We start from the raw sequence: 16700 nt of genomic DNA, 5'->3' as shown, positions 1-16700 counted from the left end.
GGGTGTTCGGGCGTCCGCGCGTCATACTGCGGGTTGAACTCCCGGGGTGGCGTCCCGGAGGTCCGTCCCGGGTGTCCACGATGCGGGACGGGTTGCCCGGTATCTGGACCGGTTTCCTAGGATGGGCAGCATGAGCGACGAAACACCCCGAACCATTTCCCTGGCCGTCATCCCCGGAGACGGGATTGGCCCTGAGGTCACCGCGGAAGCAGTGAAGGTGCTGCTGGCGGTTACCGGCGGCAGCCCCGTCCGGTTTGAGCTGACGGAGTACCCGCTGGGGGCGGAGCACTGGCTGGAAACCGGAGAGACGCTTCCGGAGCACACACTGGAAGCACTCAAGGGACACGATGCCATCCTGTTCGGCGCCGTGGGTGCCGCACCGGGGGACACGCTCGTCCCGTCCGGCCTGATTGAACGCGAACTGCTGCTGAAGCTGCGGTTCAGCCTGGACCACTACGTCAACCTGCGGCCGTCCCGCCTGTACCCGGGTGTGCGCGGCCCGCTCTCTGCTCCGGGCAATGTGGACTTCATTGTGGTGCGCGAAGGTACCGAGGGTCCCTACGCCGGAAACGGGGGAGTGCTGCGGGAGGGCACGCCGCAGGAAATCGCCACCGAGGTATCCCTGAACACCGCATACGGCGTGGAACGGGTGGTCCGCGATGCCTTCCGCAGGGCCGCTGCCCGGCCGCGCCGCCACCTGACCCTGGTCCACAAGCACAACGTACTGGTGAATGCCGGCAGGCTCTGGAAACGCACCGTGGAGAAGGTGGCCGCGGAGTTCCCGGAGGTGACGCATGACTATCTGCACGTGGATGCCGCAACGATCTTTATGGTGAGCGATCCGTCACGCTTCGACGTGATTGTCACCGACAACCTGTTCGGCGACATCATCACGGACCTCGCAGCGGCGATCACCGGCGGGATCGGCCTGGCTGCCTCCGGAAACATCAACATGGACCGGACCTTTCCGTCCATGTTCGAGCCGGTCCACGGCTCCGCTCCGGATATCGCCGGGCAGCAAAAGGCCGATCCCACTGCAGCCATTCTTTCGGCCGCGCTGCTGCTGCAGCACCTCGGCTTCGACAATGAAGCGGCCAGGGTGGAGCGGGCAGTGGAAAAGGACCTTGCCGGGCGGGACGGAACGCGGCGTACCACCGCTGAGGTCGGCGATGCCATTGCCACCGCAGTGTCATAAGCTCGTGCATAGCCAATAAGCAGTCGTAGAACGGGTTTTTGCCGTTCACAGTGGAGGAATCATGACCGTCAGCGCACTGGAGTTTTCCCAGGAGCTTTCCACCAATCCCAAGCCCGCCGCCGAGCGTGCAGCCATCCTGGCAAACCCCGGGTTCGGCGACTACTTCACCGACCACACCGCCGTCATTGACTGGAAGGCGGGGGAGTCCGGCGAGCAGGAGTGGCAGAACGCCCGCATTGAGCCCTACGGCCCCATCTCCATTGATCCTGCCGCCGGCGTGCTGCACTACGGCCAGGAGATTTTCGAGGGCCTGAAGGTCTACCGCCATGCAGACGGCTCAGTGGTGAGTTTCCGTCCGGAAGCCAACGCCGCTCGCCTGAACCTTTCCGCCCGCCGGCTTGCCCTGCCCGAACTGCCCGAGGAACTCTTCCTGGAGTCCATCCGCCAGCTGGTGGCACTGGATAAGGACTGGATCCCGGACGGTGAAGGCGCTGCGCTGTACCTGCGTCCGTTCATGATCGCCACCGAGGCCTTCCTCGGCGTGCGTCCTGCCCGCGAGGTGTCCTACCGCGTCATTGCTTCCCCGGCCGGAAACTACTTCGGCGGGGAACTGAAGCCTGTATCCATCTGGCTCTCCACCAAATACGCCCGCGCAGGCCGCGGCGGCACCGGGGAAGCCAAATGCGGAGGTAACTACGCGGCGTCGCTCATCGCCCAGATGGAAGGCGAAGCGAACGGCTGCAAGCAGGTGCTGTTCCTGGACGAATTCAATGACAACGCCGTTGAAGAACTGGGCGGCATGAACGTCTTCTTCGTCTTCAAGGACGGCCGCCTGGTCACGCCCGCCCTGTCCGGCACCATCCTGCACGGCATTACCCGCTCTTCCGTGCTGCAGCTGGGCCGCGACCGCGGCATGGACGTCCAGGAACGAAAGATCACCCTGGACGAATGGCGCGAAGGCATTGCCTCCGGCGACATCACCGAAGTCTTCGCCTGCGGCACGGCCGCCGTCATCACCCCGATTGGCCAGCTCAAGTCCGAGGACGAGGTCATCGGCTCCGCCGACTCCAAGCCCGGCGAGGTCACCATGTCCATCCGCGAGCAGCTGCTCGGCATCCAGACCGGCACCGTGGAGGATACCCACGGCTGGCTGACCCGCCTGGCCTAGGAAGACCATGCCCATGCTTCCGGAATCCGGAGTGGTCCGCAGCAGTGACCTGACCCGCGTAAGGCTGGCGCCGAACCCGGGCCCCATGTCGCTGGACGGCACCAACAGCTACATCGTGGCTGCCCCCGGATCCGGAAGCACGGTGGTTGTGGACCCGGGTCCACAGGACGAAGGGCATCTGCAGGCCCTGGCGGATGCCGGAACCGTCGAGCTGGTGCTCATTACCCACCGGCATTCCGATCACACGGAGGCCAGCCGGCGGTTCGCCGAACTGACCGGCGCTCCGGTGCGGGCCTTCGATCCCGCTTTCTGTGTGTCAGGCAAACCGCTGGCGGCTGATGAAGTGATCTCTGCCGCGGGCGTGGACATCCGGGTCCTTGCGGCTCCGGGCCACACGTCCGATTCGGTGTGCTTCTGGCTTCCCGACGACGGCACCAACGGTTCCGTCCTGACGGGGGACACCATTCTGGGGCGGGGGACTACCGTGCTGGATTACCCGGACGGAACCCTCGGCGATTATCTGGACACGCTGGATATGCTCTCTAACCTTGGACCGGCCATGGTCCTTCCCGGACACGGGCCGGCCCAGGCGGACCTCAGTTCCCTGGTCCTGACCTACCGCGACCACCGCGAAGAGCGTCTGGAGCAGATCCGGGCAGCCCTGGAACAAGCCGGGCCGGACACCGGTGCGGGGGAGATCGCTGACCTGGTCTACTCCGATGTGCCGGCGAACGTCCGCGGTGCCGCGGAGCTCTCGGTGGCCGCGCAGCTCGCCTATCTGCGGAAGCGCAGCTGACGAAGGCCGCCGGGCCCGGAGACGTCCGTACGGTGTGACGAGGAAAACCGGCTGCCGGCTTGCATGGGGGCAACCGGACAGTCCTAAAATGGAAACATCGGTTGCAGGGCAGGGGACGGAAAACCGTTCCCGGGCCCAGTGCGGCAGGTCACTCCGATCCGGTTTGCAAGGACCGGAAGCGATGTGTAAAGTTACATGAGTCGCCGCGGCCGGGACGCTGGAAAAGCGCCCGAGCATGGCGGCCAAACCCCAACAAAAAACAGAGTCCAACCAGTGCGCGCCCTTTGCAGGGCCGGTGGAAAGACTCCGTTGGATGCTGGGTCCGGAACGGCGTAAAACGCTTCTCACGGGCTCCCGACAAGGGAAACCGCGAATTGCAAATAACGCCGGAATGGAATAAGATATAAAACATTGCAGCGAAGAAGAAAAGGAAAACATTGTTTTCCCGAGTATTTTCGGATTGCGTCTGTTGTTTGAGAACTCAATAGTGTGCCAAGTTTATTGATACCAATTTATTTTGATTGGTTGAACAGGCCGTTTCCGCCCACCCCGTGGGTATGGGACGGTTTTTTTAGCCGGTTTCGAATTTAGTGCAGTGTCTGCAGCCAATTTTCCTTGGCTTCGGCACTGTGTCTGTAACACATTTACGGAGAGTTTGATCCTGGCTCAGGATGAACGCTGGCGGCGTGCTTAACACATGCAAGTCGAACGATGACTTCTGTGCTTGCACAGAATGATTAGTGGCGAACGGGTGAGTAACACGTGAGTAACCTGCCCCTGACTTCGGGATAAGCCTGGGAAACCGGGTCTAATACCGGATACAACGGACCACCGCATGGCGGTCCGTGGAAAGCTTTATGCGGTTTTGGATGGACTCGCGGCCTATCAGCTTGTTGGTTGGGGTAATGGCCCACCAAGGCGACGACGGGTAGCCGGCCTGAGAGGGTGACCGGCCACACTGGGACTGAGACACGGCCCAGACTCCTACGGGAGGCAGCAGTGGGGAATATTGCACAATGGGCGGAAGCCTGATGCAGCGACGCCGCGTGAGGGACGAATGCCTTCGGGTTGTAAACCTCTTTCAGCAGGGAAGAAGCGAAAGTGACGGTACCTGCAGAAGAAGCGCCGGCTAACTACGTGCCAGCAGCCGCGGTAATACGTAGGGCGCAAGCGTTATCCGGAATTATTGGGCGTAAAGAGCTCGTAGGCGGTTTGTCGCGTCTGCTGTGAAAGCCCGGGGCTCAACCCCGGGTCTGCAGTGGGTACGGGCAGACTAGAGTGATGTAGGGGAGACTGGAATTCCTGGTGTAGCGGTGAAATGCGCAGATATCAGGAGGAACACCGATGGCGAAGGCAGGTCTCTGGGCATTAACTGACGCTGAGGAGCGAAAGCATGGGGAGCGAACAGGATTAGATACCCTGGTAGTCCATGCCGTAAACGTTGGGCACTAGGTGTGGGGGACATTCCACGTTTTCCGCGCCGTAGCTAACGCATTAAGTGCCCCGCCTGGGGAGTACGGCCGCAAGGCTAAAACTCAAAGGAATTGACGGGGGCCCGCACAAGCGGCGGAGCATGCGGATTAATTCGATGCAACGCGAAGAACCTTACCAAGGCTTGACATGAACCGGAAAGGCCTGGAAACAGGTCCCCCACTTGTGGCCGGTTTACAGGTGGTGCATGGTTGTCGTCAGCTCGTGTCGTGAGATGTTGGGTTAAGTCCCGCAACGAGCGCAACCCTCGTTCTATGTTGCCAGCGCGTTATGGCGGGGACTCATAGGAGACTGCCGGGGTCAACTCGGAGGAAGGTGGGGACGACGTCAAATCATCATGCCCCTTATGTCTTGGGCTTCACGCATGCTACAATGGCCGGTACAAAGGGTTGCGATACTGTGAGGTGGAGCTAATCCCAAAAAGCCGGTCTCAGTTCGGATTGAGGTCTGCAACTCGACCTCATGAAGTTGGAGTCGCTAGTAATCGCAGATCAGCAACGCTGCGGTGAATACGTTCCCGGGCCTTGTACACACCGCCCGTCAAGTCACGAAAGTTGGTAACACCCGAAGCCGGTGGCCTAACCCCTTGTGGGAGGGAGCCGTCGAAGGTGGGACCGGCGATTGGGACTAAGTCGTAACAAGGTAGCCGTACCGGAAGGTGCGGCTGGATCACCTCCTTTCTAAGGAGCACCTCGAAGACCATGTCCTTCCACAGTGTTGGATGTGTGCTTTGCAGGAGATGCCCATATCGGAGACATATGTTCTCCGGTGGGTGCTCAAGGGTGGAATATCAATGGATAGGCGCCGGCATGCCGGCCGCAACGGATCAGTACGTTCCCTCCTTGGAGGGTTCCTGGAACCTCCTCTGCGGCCCTGGTAAGACCGGTTAGTCGTTTGGCACACTGTTGGGTCCTGAAGCAACAGGCACCCGGGTCTTCTCCTTTCCAAGGGGAGGTACCGCGGGTTTGCCGGTTTGTTTCTGTTTGTTCCTGCGCAGGCCGGAACCGTGTCGTTGGCAGTCCCTTGCGGGGTTGCCGGGTGCGGGGACGGGTGTGACGGGGTTGTTGTTTGAGAACTACATAGTGGACGCGAGCATCTTAAAATATTAAGTGCAATTTCAGAAAAACCTGGTAGATCCGGGTGCCCCTTACAGGGTGCCTGGTGAGACCGTGGTTTTCTCGATAGCGATAATAAATTGATCTTTTGTGGTCAAGTTTTTAAGGGCACACGGTGGATGCCTTGGCATCAGGAGCCGAAGAAGGACGTAGGAATCTGCGATAAGCCTGGGGGAGTTGATAACCGAACTTTGATCCCAGGATGTCCGAATGGGGAAACCCCGCCCGGCGCGCGAGTGACCGGGTGACCCGCATCTGAACACATAGGGTGCGTGGAGGGAACGTGGGGAAGTGAAACATCTCAGTACCCACAGGAAGAGAAAACAACAGTGATTCCGTTAGTAGTGGCGAGCGAACGCGGAAGAGGCTAAACCAGTGGTGTGTGATAGCCGGCGGGCGTTGCATCACTGGGGTTGCGGGACTTTCCGTACCGATTCTGCCGGATCGGTGAAGTGAGTGCAGATGTATAGGTGAACCGGTTTGAAAGCCGGGCCGTAGAGGGTGTTAGCCCCGTAACCGGAATGCATGCTGCCGCTTGGAGAGGATCCCAAGTAGCACGGGGCCCGAGAAATCCCGTGCGAATCTGCCAGGACCACCTGGTAAGCCTAAATACTCCCTGATGACCGATAGCGGACAAGTACCGTGAGGGAAAGGTGAAAAGTACCCCGGGAGGGGAGTGAAATAGTACCTGAAACCGTGTGCCTACAAACCGTTGGAGCAGCTCTGATTGCTGTGACAGCGTGCCTTTTGAAGAATGAGCCTGCGAGTTAGTGTTACGTCGCGAGGTTAACCCGTGAGGGGAAGCCGTAGCGAAAGCGAGTCTGAATAGGGCGATGCAGTGGCGTGATCTAGACCCGAAGCGGAGTGATCTACCCATGGCCAGGTTGAAGCGACGGTAAGACGTCGTGGAGGACCGAACCCACTTCAGTTGAAAATGGAGGGGATGAGCTGTGGGTAGGGGTGAAAGGCCAATCAAACTCCGTGATAGCTGGTTCTCCCCGAAATGCATTTAGGTGCAGCGTTGCGTGTTTCTTACCGGAGGTAGAGCTACTGGATGGCTAATGGGCCCTACAAGGTTACTGACGTCAGCCAAACTCCGAATGCCGGTAAGTGAGAGCGCAGCAGTGAGACTGTGGGGGATAAGCTTCATAGTCGAGAGGGAAACAGCCCAGACCACCAACTAAGGCCCCTAAGCGTGTGCTAAGTGGGAAAGGATGTGGAGTTGCCCAGACAACCAGGAGGTTGGCTTAGAAGCAGCCACCCTTGAAAGAGTGCGTAATAGCTCACTGGTCAAGTGATTCCGCGCCGACAATGTAGCGGGGCTCAAGTACACCGCCGAAGTTGTGGATTTCAGATATAGATAAGCCTTCGTGGTTCAGTCGTCTGGAGTGGTAGGGGAGCGTCGTGTGGGCAGTGAAGCTGCGGTGTAAACCAGTGGTGGAGCCTACACGAGTGAGAATGCAGGCATGAGTAGCGAAAGACGGGTGAGAAACCCGTCCGCCGAATGATCAAGGGTTCCAGGGTCAAGCTAATCTGCCCTGGGTAAGTCGGGACCTAAGGCGAGGCCGACAGGCGTAGTCGATGGACAACGGGTTGATATTCCCGTACCGGCGAAGAACCGCCCATACCAAGCAGGGGACACTAACCGTCCGGAGCCTGCCCGATCACCCTTGTGGTGTGAGGGTTTTGGCCGAGCACGGGACCTGATCCTGGGAGGTAAGCGTATTAACAGGTGTGACGCAGGAAGGTAGCCGGGCCAGGCGATGGTAGACCTGGTCTAAGGACGTAGGGTCCGTGATAGGTAAATCCGTCACGGTGTCTTTGATGACGAACCTGAGATCCGACGGGACCCCCTCACGGGGGGATCCGGTGATCCTATGCTGCCTAGAAAAGCATCGGCGCGAGGTTCCAGCCGCCCGTACCCCAAACCGACACAGGTGATCAGGTAGAGAATACTAAGGCGATCGAGAGAATTATGGTTAAGGAACTCGGCAAAATGCCCCCGTAACTTCGGGAGAAGGGGGGCCCCAACCTTGATGGACACTTGCTGTCCGGAGGGGATCGGGGCCGCAGAGACCAGGGGGAAGCGACTGTTTACTAAAAACACAGGTCCGTGCGAAGTCGCAAGACGATGTATACGGACTGACTCCTGCCCGGTGCTGGAAGGTTAAGAGGACCGGTTAGCCCTTACGGGCGAAGCTGGGAATTTAAGCCCCAGTAAACGGCGGTGGTAACTATAACCATCCTAAGGTAGCGAAATTCCTTGTCGGGTAAGTTCCGACCTGCACGAATGGAGTAACGACTTCCCCGCTGTCTCAACCATAAACTCGGCGAAATTGCAGTACGAGTAAAGATGCTCGTTACGCGCAGCAGGACGGAAAGACCCCGAGACCTTTACTATAGTTTGGTATTGGTGTTCGGTGTGGCTTGTGTAGGATAGGTGGGAGACTGTGAGACCCGGACGCCAGTTCGGGTGGAGTCATCGTTGAAATACCACTCTGGTCATACTGGATATCTAACTTCGGCCCGTAATCCGGGTCAGGGACAGTGCCTGATGGGTAGTTTAACTGGGGCGGTTGCCTCCTAAAGAGTAACGGAGGCGCCCAAAGGTTCCCTCAGCCTGGTTGGCAATCAGGTGTCGAGTGTAAGTGCACAAGGGAGCTTGACTGTGAGAGAGACATCTCGAGCAGGGACGAAAGTCGGGACTAGTGATCCGGCGGTACATTGTGGAATGGCCGTCGCTCAACGGATAAAAGGTACCTCGGGGATAACAGGCTGATCTTGCCCAAGAGTCCATATCGACGGCATGGTTTGGCACCTCGATGTCGGCTCGTCGCATCCTGGGGCTGGAGTAGGTCCCAAGGGTTGGGCTGTTCGCCCATTAAAGCGGTACGCGAGCTGGGTTTAGAACGTCGTGAGACAGTTCGGTCCCTATCCGCTGCGCGCGCAGGAAATTTGAGAAGGGCTGTCCTTAGTACGAGAGGACCGGGACGGACGAACCTCTGGTGTGTCAGTTGTACTGCCAAGTGCACCGCTGATTAGCTACGTTCGGATGGGATAACCGCTGAAAGCATCTAAGCGGGAAGCCCGCTTCGAGATGAGATTTCCATACACCTTGTGTGTGAGAGGCCCCCAGCCAGACCACTGGGTTGATAGGCCGGATGTGGAAGCGGGGACTAAAGACCCGTGAAGCTGACCGGTACTAATAGGCCGATAACTTACACCACACCAGCACCTGGACGGACACGACTTCAAACGGTCCGTCAAAGTATAAAGGGTGTTGTTAGATCATGCTGCTTGCGTCCACTATGTGGTTCCCGGACAACAACCGTTGGTTGCTGCCCTGGAACACCGAATCCTTGCCCCTTGTCCAGGGGGCGGGTTCACAATTTACCGCACTGCCGGCACCCCTCATTGCGAGGTGGTTCCGGGACGTGTTGTAACCATTGTTTTCCCCACGCATACCCTGTTTTCGCGGGTGTGTGGTGCGGGTAGAAGGGTTACGGCGGTCATAGCGTGGGGGAAACGCCCGGTCCCATTCCGAACCCGGAAGCTAAGACCCACAGCGCCGATGGTACTGCATCCGGGAGGATGTGGGAGAGTAGGTCACCGCCGGACAATAATTGAAGGTTGAGCCCGTACCAGTGTTGGTACGGGCTCTTCCTGTTTAACCCTCCAATCCGGATAGATTAAGTACATGGAATCCAAGGTCGAGACAAAAATCACCAGCGGGCGCGGGGTCTTCTGGCTGATCCATTTCGCTGCACTGCTTGTTTCGGCGTCCTGTTTCGCCTACGGAGCCACGATTTACGATTCCCTGCCGGAGACAATTCCGACCCACTGGGGCGCCGGCGGCCGCCCGGACGAGTGGGAAGCAAAATCTTTCGGCACCGCCTTCTTCCCTTTGATGATGGGCGCCGGCCTCAGCGTCTTGGTGGCCCTGGTGGCCGCCGTCGTGCCTGCCATGGTTCCCCCGGAGAAGGATCCGTCGGACTGGGAACTGTATCGGCGGGAGGGGATGATCCGCGGCACGGTTGCTGCCCTGGGCGGAACCTCTTTCCTGATAGCGGCGCTGATCGGCGTGCTTACGGTCGCCGGCTGGCGCACCCCGGACCATGTCCCGGCCGGACCGGCCCTGATGATGGTTCCCTTGATCCTTGGCTGCCTGGTCCTTTCCTACACGTCTGCCTCCCGCTGGGCGAGGCGCACGGCTGAGCGGGACGGTGTCCGCCCGACAACAGAGGAACAGGAAGAGGACAGGCGATGGGTGGGCGGTATCCTCTACAACGATCCGGCTGACCCGCACATCCTGGTACCCAAGCGCGCCGGGTCCGGCACCGGCTTGACGGTGAATATCGGCAACCGCGCCGGACGCACCGCCGTCGTTGTGTTCCTGGCGGTTTTCGTTGTCCTTCCTGCTGTTTTCGGAGTCTTCCTGGCCCTGTAGGTACCGCCTGCCGGCTTGGTCCGTTTCTCCACTAGGCTTATACCCATGCGTATTGCTCGATTTGTACAGGACAGCGACCCCGCCTTCGGCGTGGTCGGCGGAGAAGAAGGCAGCGAAGAAATCGCCGTCATTAAGGGTGACCCGTTCTTTTCGGGCGTCCAGCTGACGGGGGAGCGGCACAAGCTGGAAGACGTGCGCCTGCTGGCCCCGATCATCCCGCGAAGCAAAGTGGTCGGCATCGGCCGCAACTACGCGGACCACGCCAGCGAAATGGGCAACGACGTGCCGCCGGCGCCGTTGATGTTCCTCAAGCCGAACACCTCGGTGATCGGCCCCAACGATCCCGTGGTGCTGCCCTCCTTCTCGGACGAGGTTTCCTACGAAGCCGAACTCGCCGTCGTCATCGGACGCATCTGCAAGGATGTCCCGATTGAACGCGTGGACGAAGTCATCTTCGGCTACACCTGCGCCAACGACCTCACCGCCCGCGATGCCCAGCGCACCGACGACCAGTGGGCCCGCGCCAAGGGCTTTGACACCTCCTGCCCGCTGGGTCCGTGGATCGAAACCGAACTGGATCCCGAGAACACGGCGGTCCGTGGCTACCTCAACGGCGAACTGGTCCAGGATGGCAACACCAACTCGATGATCTGGGGAGTCAAGGAACTGGTTTCCTATGTCTCGCAGGCCTTCACCCTGCTGCCGGGCGACGTTATCCTTACCGGCACCCCCGCCGGCGTCGGCATCATCAGCGACGGCGAACGGTTCGAGGTCGATATCGAAGGCATCGGCCGGCTGGTCAACACCGTCCGCAGCTGATGCCCCGCGGAGCGGCCCGGGAGTCCGGCCGGAACGCAGCCATGGCTGCGCTGATCTGGTCCTTCATCCTCCTGGCCGCTCCGTTTCTCGGCTTTCCACCCGGCGCCGCCCTGCGTTGGGGTGCAGGGGCAGCGCTGCTGATGGGCGTTTTCCCTGCGGTCCTGGTCGCCTACCTGCAGCGGCACAACGACCTCCGCAGCCTGCCGCCGTCGTCGCTGCCGCCCACCGTGCTTGGGGTGGCGGCTCTGGCGTTTATGTTCCAGCGGCTCATCCTCTGGCTGGACGGTCCGCTGCCGCTTTCTGCGGCGGTGTTCGCCCTGCTGGCCGCAGCCCTCGTGCTGCTGGTCGCCAATGCGTTCACGTCCTGGTCCTGGCTGGACCTCACCCTGGGGGCGGGCATCGTGATCCTCGGTTCGACGGCGGCCCTGCTGTTCCCGGGACTGTCGGGGACAGTGTCAGGTGTTGTCATTGCCGGCGGGCTGGCGCTTTTCCTCGCCGCCCGGCTGCCGCAGGGACGCCCGGCAGGCCATCTCTTCGCAGCGGCCGCCGGAGCGGCAGCCGGCGGCGGAGTCTTCCTCTGGCTGCTGTCCTACGCACAATAAGGCGGCTACCGGACGGAAGAGTCTAAACTGGGAAACATCATGACTAACGCTCCCACTCCCTTAGCTGACCTTCCCACCGTTACCGATGACACGCCCGTACGCGTGCGCTTCTGCCCGTCTCCCACGGGTACCCCGCACGTCGGCCTCATCCGGACCGCCCTTTTCAACTGGGCCTATGCCAAGCACACCAAGGGCACCATGGTGTTCCGCATCGAAGATACCGACACTGCGCGTGACAGCGAGGAGAGCTACCTCCAGCTCCTCGACGCGCTGAAGTGGCTTGGCATCACGTGGGATGAAGGCGTGGAAGTGGGCGGCCCGCACGAACCGTACCGGCAGTCCCAGCGCGGCGAGATCTACCAGGACGTCATCGCGAAGCTGCGCGAGGCCGGCTACGTTTACGAGTCCTACTCCACACCGGAGGAAATCGAAGCACGCCACCGCGCCGCCGGACGCGACATCAAGCTTGGCTATGACAACTATGACCGCGACCTGACCGCGGAGCAGATCGAGGCCTTCCGGGCCGAAGGCCGCTCGCCCGTGCTGCGCGTCCGGATGCCGGATGAAGACATCACCTTCACCGATCTGGTCCGCGGCGAGATCACCTTCAAGGCCGGCACCGTTCCCGACTTCGTAGTGGTCCGGGCCAACGGTGCACCGCTGTACACGCTGGTCAACCCGGTGGACGACGCGCTCATGGGCATCACCCACATCCTGCGCGGCGAGGACCTGCTGTCCTCCACCCCGCGCCAGGTTGCGCTCTACCGCGCCCTGATCGACGTCGGCGTGGCCAAGTACATGCCGCTGTTCGGACACCTCCCGTACGTGATGGGTGCCGGCAACAAGAAGCTGTCCAAGCGCGATCCGGAGTCCAGCCTCTTCCTGCACCGGGAACGCGGCTTCATCCCCGAAGGCCTGTTGAACTACCTGTCCCTGCTGGGTTGGTCGCTGTCCGCAGATGAGGACATTTTCACCGTCGACCAGCTGGTGGAGAACTTCGACATCCACAACGTGCTGGCCAACCCCGCCCGCTTCGACCTGAAGAAGGCCGAGGCCATCAACGGCACCCACGTGCGGATGCTCGAGGCCGAAGACTTCCGCAACCGGCTGGTGCCGTACCTGCAGCAGGCCGGTTTGGTAGGGGAGACCCTCACACCGCGTGAAGAGGAAATCCTGACCGAAGCCGCCCCGCTGGTACAGGAGCGCATCACCCTGCTGGGTGAGGCCCCGGACATGCTCGGCTTCCTCTTCAAGGCCGACGACGCCGTCGACGTTGCCGATGACGCCCGCAAGGGCCTGCCGGCAAACCTGGGCGAGGTCCTCGACGCGGCCCTGGCGGCCCTGGAGTCCGTGTCCGACTGGACCGCGGAGAACATCCAGGCAGCGCTGCGCCAGGCACTGGTGGAAGACATGGGCATCAAGCCCCGCCTGGCCTTCGGCCCGGTGCGCACTGCCGTCTCCGGACGCCGGATTTCACCGCCCCTGTTCGAGTCCATGGTCATCCTTGGCCGGGAATCCTCGCTTGCACGGATCCGCGCGTTCCGCGCAGCAGCCTAGGGAACACCGAAATGGGCAGGTTCATCGATGCGGTGCTGTTCGACATCGACGAGACCCTCATCGATCTTCAGGCTGCCATGGGCACCACGCTGCAGGCGGTCAGCGCCGATGACCTGACCCACTTCACGGCGGCGGACTGGGAGGCCTACACCTCCCTGTTCGCCGCCGACCCCCAGGGGCACTATGACGCCTACCTGGCCGGACGGCTGGGCTTTGCCGACCAGCGGGTGCTGCGCCTGCAGCATGCCCGCGAACAGGCGGGGCTGGCACCCCTGGACAGCGACGCGGCACGGGCGTGGAACCAGGCCTATGAACAAGCCCTGCCGCAGTACTTCCGCGCCTTTGACGACGTCGCACCGTTGCTCGATGCCTTGGAAGACCGCGGCATCGCGTACGGGGCAGTCAGCAACAACGTGCACGACTACCAGCGGGCCAAGCTGGACGCCGCCGGGCTGCAGCGCATCAAGGTCCTGGTCGGCATCGACACCGTCGGTGCCGCCAAACCGGAACCGGCAATCTTCCATGAAGGAGTACGCCTGCTGGGCAGCAGGTCGGAGCGGACCGCCTACGTAGGGGACAATCTGCAGGTAGACGCCGTGGGAGCGGCAGGCGCCGGCCTGCTGGGCGTTTGGCTCGACCGCACGGGCAATCCTTCTCCGGTGCGCGACGACGGAGCAACAGCGCCGTCGGAAGTGCGCACCATTGGCTCGCTCGGCGAGCTGCTGGAGCTTATCTGATGCGGGCACCGGGCCCGTTTTGTACTTGGTCCGGAACCCGTGTATAGTTATATCTCGTGCTGAGGGGCTGCGGCCGGGGATAACTCCTCGAGAAGCAGCCGGAAAAGTGCATTGGGATATGGTGTAATTGGCAACACATCGGTTTCTGGTACCGACATTCTAGGTTCGAGTCCTGGTATCCCAGCGGTAATCAATTGGTGGTTTAGCCCCGATTGGTCTCCTCTGACAGAGTATGAAATACTCTACAGGCCGGTTCTCCGAAACCGGCAAGGAAGTGCCTGGGTTGAAAGACTCGGAGCACTGTACACGGCCCCATCGTATAGCGGCCTAGTACGCTGCCCTCTCACGGCGGTAACGCGGGTTCGAATCCCGCTGGGGTCACAGAATACCGGCTCCGGACAATATGTCCGGGGCCGGTTTTGTTTTGCCCCGGTGATAATGGCCGCGGCTCAGGATTGTCACCGTGCTAATTTCGAAACGGTAGCCGCAAAACAATAACCAGAGGAACAGCCTGTGCCGCTCGAAGCCCTGACCGTGGACCAGCTCGATGAAAAGGCACTCCTGGCCCGGATCTTCCCAAGGCTCGGACCGACGACGGCACTCGTGGGTCCCGGTGATGACGCCGCAGTGATCGCTGCTCCGGACGGGCGAACGGTGATCTCCATTGACACCTTGGTCCAGGACGCCGACTTCCGCCTGCTCTGGCCCTCGGGGTACCGCACTACCGGATATGACGTGGGCTGGAAATGCGCAGCGCAGAACCTGTCCGACATCAACGCCATGGGTGCCGTACCTACCTCGTTGGTGGTCAGCCTCACGCTTCCGGGCAGCACCGAGGTGGCATGGGTCGAGGACCTGGCGACCGGACTTGCGGCGGCGGTCCAAACCCTGATGTCCGACGCCGGCCGCTGCTCGGTGGTCGGCGGAGACCTGGGCAGGGGCAGCCAGATTGTCGTCACGGCCGCCGTCACCGGCGATCTCGAGGGCCGCCGGCCGGTTCTGCGCTCCGGAGCCCGCACCGGAGACGTGCTGGCACACTCCGGGGCGCTGGGGGCCGCGGCAGGTGGGCTGGCCGTGCTGGAAAGCGGCCTGGACTACTCAGCTGTCCGTGCGGAAGCCGACCAACTCCTCGCGGCCCTGGTGGCCTCGCAGAACCGGCCACATCCGCCCGTGCACAGGGGTCCGCGGGCGGCAAATGCGGGCGCGACTGCAATGCTGGACGTTTCCGACGGCCTCGTGCGCGACGCCGGCCGCATCGCCCGTGCCTCGGGCGTGGCCATTGACCTCGACGCCGGCTATCTCACCTCCCGGGCGGAGCTGCTGGCGCCGGCAGCTGCGCGCCTCGGTGCGGATCCGCTGGCGTGGGTGCTCGGCGGGGGAGAGGACCACGGTCTCCTGGCAACCTTCCCGCCGGACGCGGTCCTGCCGGCAGGGTTTGTCCGTGTGGGAGAGGTAACGGACGGCGGGGGAGTTACCTTCGGCGGAGAGGTGCCGCCGGCCACCGGCTGGGACCACTTCGCCGGCTAGCTCAGGAGTCCGGCATGATGCGCCGGTTGCGGATCCGTTCGGCCAGGTCCAGCAGCTGCTCCCGTGACAGGTCCGGCAGGTGCTCCAGCTCCTTGACGAAGTCATCCAGTGCGTTGGTGGCCCGGGCCTTAAGGAGTTCGGTGTAGAAGCCAACGATGATGCCGGTCATGAGGGCCACCACGAGGATCCCGTACAGGGTCACCACCACCGTGATAATCCGGCCTGCCGGTCCGGTAGCCACATAATCGCCGAAGCCGACGGTTGTGAAGGAAACGAACAGGTACCAGAGGCCGTCGCCGAAATCGGAGAATTGCGGTTCGAGCCGCGGCAGCAGGAAGCTGGCGACCCCAAGGACAATCAGGAAGCCAAAGAAAATGTAGTCGGCGCCGGAGATTCGGACAATGTGCCACAGCACCCGCATCCGCTTCATGGGAACTCCCTTGGGTCTTCGATCCCCAACGGTTCTAGGTTCCCAATATAGGGTTACTCGCCGCTGTTGCGCAGTGCCTCGGTGAGCTGGGCTCCGGCCTTGGCCACCACTTCGGCGTGAACGCGGCCCGGCTGGCGGGTGAGGCGTTCTATCGGCCCGGAAATCGAAACGGCGGCAATCACCCGGCCGGACGGCCCGCGCACCGGAGCGGAAACGGAGGCAACACCGGGTTCGCGTTCGCCCAGGCTCTGGGCCCAGCCGCGGCGCCGGACACCAGCGAGGACGGTGGGGGTGAAGCGGGCATTCTGCAGGCCCTCGAGGAGACGGTCATGGTCCTCCCAGGCCAGCAGGCACTGGGCGGCGGAACCGGCTTTCATGGACAGCTGGGTGCCCACCGGGATGGTGTCCCGCAGGCCGATGGGCCGCTCGGCGGAGGCGACGCAGACCCGCCACTCGCCCTGCCGCCGGAAGACCTGGGAGCTTTCGCCCGTTGCGTCACGCAGCGACAGCAGCACCGGCCCGGCGGAGGCTATCAAACGGTCTTCGCCGGCCGCGGAGGCCAGTTCCACCAAGCGTCCGCCCAGGACGAACCGGCCCTGGATATCGCGGCCGACCAGCCGGTGGTGCACCAGTGCCAGCGCCAGCCGGTGCACTGTGGGGCGCGCCAGCCCCGTAGCGGAAACCAGCTGCGCCAGCGTGGTGGGGCCGGCTTCCAGTGCATCCAGCACCATGGCCGCTTTGTCGATAACGCCTACCCCGCTGACTGTGTCCATAAGTTGATACTGCCGTCTCACTATCTGAGATGCAAATCGGAAA

11 protein-coding genes, 2 tRNA genes and 3 rRNA genes are annotated in these 16700 nt (G+C 61.9%); 14 read left to right on the top strand and 2 right to left on the bottom strand.

The window, feature by feature from the left end; translation table 11 throughout:
• Positions 1-130 precede the first annotated feature (130 nt).
• The 14 genes from N2K99_RS10860 (at position 131) to thiL (ending at position 15454) form a co-directional block, all read left to right on the top strand.
• Complete coding sequence (locus tag N2K99_RS10860; RefSeq protein ID WP_227918195.1) at positions 131-1195, top strand: 3-isopropylmalate dehydrogenase; 1065 nt, start codon at positions 131-133, stop codon at positions 1193-1195.
• 61 nt (positions 1196-1256) lie between these two features.
• Positions 1257-2363 carry a branched-chain amino acid aminotransferase gene (locus N2K99_RS10855; RefSeq protein WP_227918194.1) on the top strand — a complete coding sequence of 369 codons (1107 nt, stop codon included), beginning with the start codon at positions 1257-1259 and terminating at the stop codon, positions 2361-2363.
• 7 nt (positions 2364-2370) lie between these two features.
• Positions 2371-3159 (top strand): MBL fold metallo-hydrolase, encoded by a 789-nt coding sequence (locus tag N2K99_RS10850; RefSeq protein ID WP_374200036.1) that lies wholly within the window; start codon positions 2371-2373, stop codon positions 3157-3159.
• 643 nt (positions 3160-3802) lie between these two features.
• Positions 3803-5330 (top strand): 16S ribosomal RNA (locus N2K99_RS10845).
• A gap of 527 nt (positions 5331-5857) precedes the next feature.
• A 23S ribosomal RNA gene (locus tag N2K99_RS10840) occupies positions 5858-8992 on the top strand.
• A 274-nt stretch (positions 8993-9266) separates the two neighbouring features.
• A 5S ribosomal RNA gene (gene rrf, locus N2K99_RS10835) occupies positions 9267-9383 on the top strand.
• The 16S, 23S and 5S rRNA genes sit together here, the layout of an rRNA operon.
• A 79-nt stretch (positions 9384-9462) precedes the next feature.
• Positions 9463-10212, top strand: a complete 750-nt coding sequence (locus tag N2K99_RS10830; protein ID WP_227933754.1) for a DUF1648 domain-containing protein — start codon at positions 9463-9465, stop codon at positions 10210-10212.
• Positions 10213-10257: 45 nt separating this feature from the next.
• A complete protein-coding gene (locus N2K99_RS10825; protein ID WP_227923562.1) occupies positions 10258-11031 on the top strand; it encodes a fumarylacetoacetate hydrolase family protein in 774 nt (257 codons plus the stop codon).
• Positions 11031-11633 carry a hypothetical protein gene (locus N2K99_RS10820; RefSeq protein WP_227933753.1) on the top strand — a complete coding sequence of 201 codons (603 nt, stop codon included), beginning with the start codon at positions 11031-11033 and terminating at the stop codon, positions 11631-11633. Before N2K99_RS10825 ends, N2K99_RS10820 begins: the two co-directional genes overlap by 1 nt.
• A 39-nt stretch (positions 11634-11672) precedes the next feature.
• On the top strand, positions 11673-13190 hold the full coding sequence (gene gltX / locus N2K99_RS10815) for a glutamate--tRNA ligase (protein WP_227923567.1): 1518 nt from the start codon (positions 11673-11675) through the stop codon (positions 13188-13190).
• 11 nt (positions 13191-13201) lie between these two features.
• Entirely contained in the window at positions 13202-13927 is a 726-nt protein-coding gene (locus N2K99_RS10810; protein WP_227933752.1) for an HAD family hydrolase, read from the top strand.
• Positions 13928-14039: 112 nt separating this feature from the next.
• Positions 14040-14111 (top strand) — tRNA-Gln (locus N2K99_RS10805).
• A 124-nt stretch (positions 14112-14235) separates the two neighbouring features.
• A tRNA-Glu gene (locus N2K99_RS10800) sits at positions 14236-14308 on the top strand.
• Between the two features lie 132 nt (positions 14309-14440).
• Positions 14441-15454 carry a thiamine-phosphate kinase gene (gene thiL / locus N2K99_RS10795; protein ID WP_227923572.1) on the top strand — a complete coding sequence of 338 codons (1014 nt, stop codon included), beginning with the start codon at positions 14441-14443 and terminating at the stop codon, positions 15452-15454.
• 1 nt (position 15455) lies between these two features.
• Here the strand turns inward: thiL and N2K99_RS10790 are convergent, their stop codons facing one another.
• Both N2K99_RS10790 and N2K99_RS10785 read right to left on the bottom strand, forming a co-directional pair.
• The gene (locus N2K99_RS10790; RefSeq protein WP_227923575.1) at positions 15456-15884 is read right to left on the bottom strand and encodes a potassium channel family protein; all 429 of its coding nucleotides are present in this window, start codon (positions 15882-15884) and stop codon (positions 15456-15458) included.
• A gap of 53 nt (positions 15885-15937) precedes the next feature.
• Positions 15938-16657: an IclR family transcriptional regulator gene (locus N2K99_RS10785; RefSeq protein ID WP_227923577.1), complete on the bottom strand. Its 720-nt coding sequence runs from the start codon at positions 16655-16657 to the stop codon at positions 15938-15940.
• Positions 16658-16700 lie beyond the last annotated feature (43 nt).

This window comes from Arthrobacter sp. zg-Y1110 (assembly GCF_025244865.1).
In the GTDB taxonomy this organism is placed as follows: domain Bacteria; phylum Actinomycetota; class Actinomycetes; order Actinomycetales; family Micrococcaceae; genus Arthrobacter_B.
Note: the sequence above shows the minus strand (reverse complement) of the source record. Positions and strands in the feature narration are given on the sequence as shown.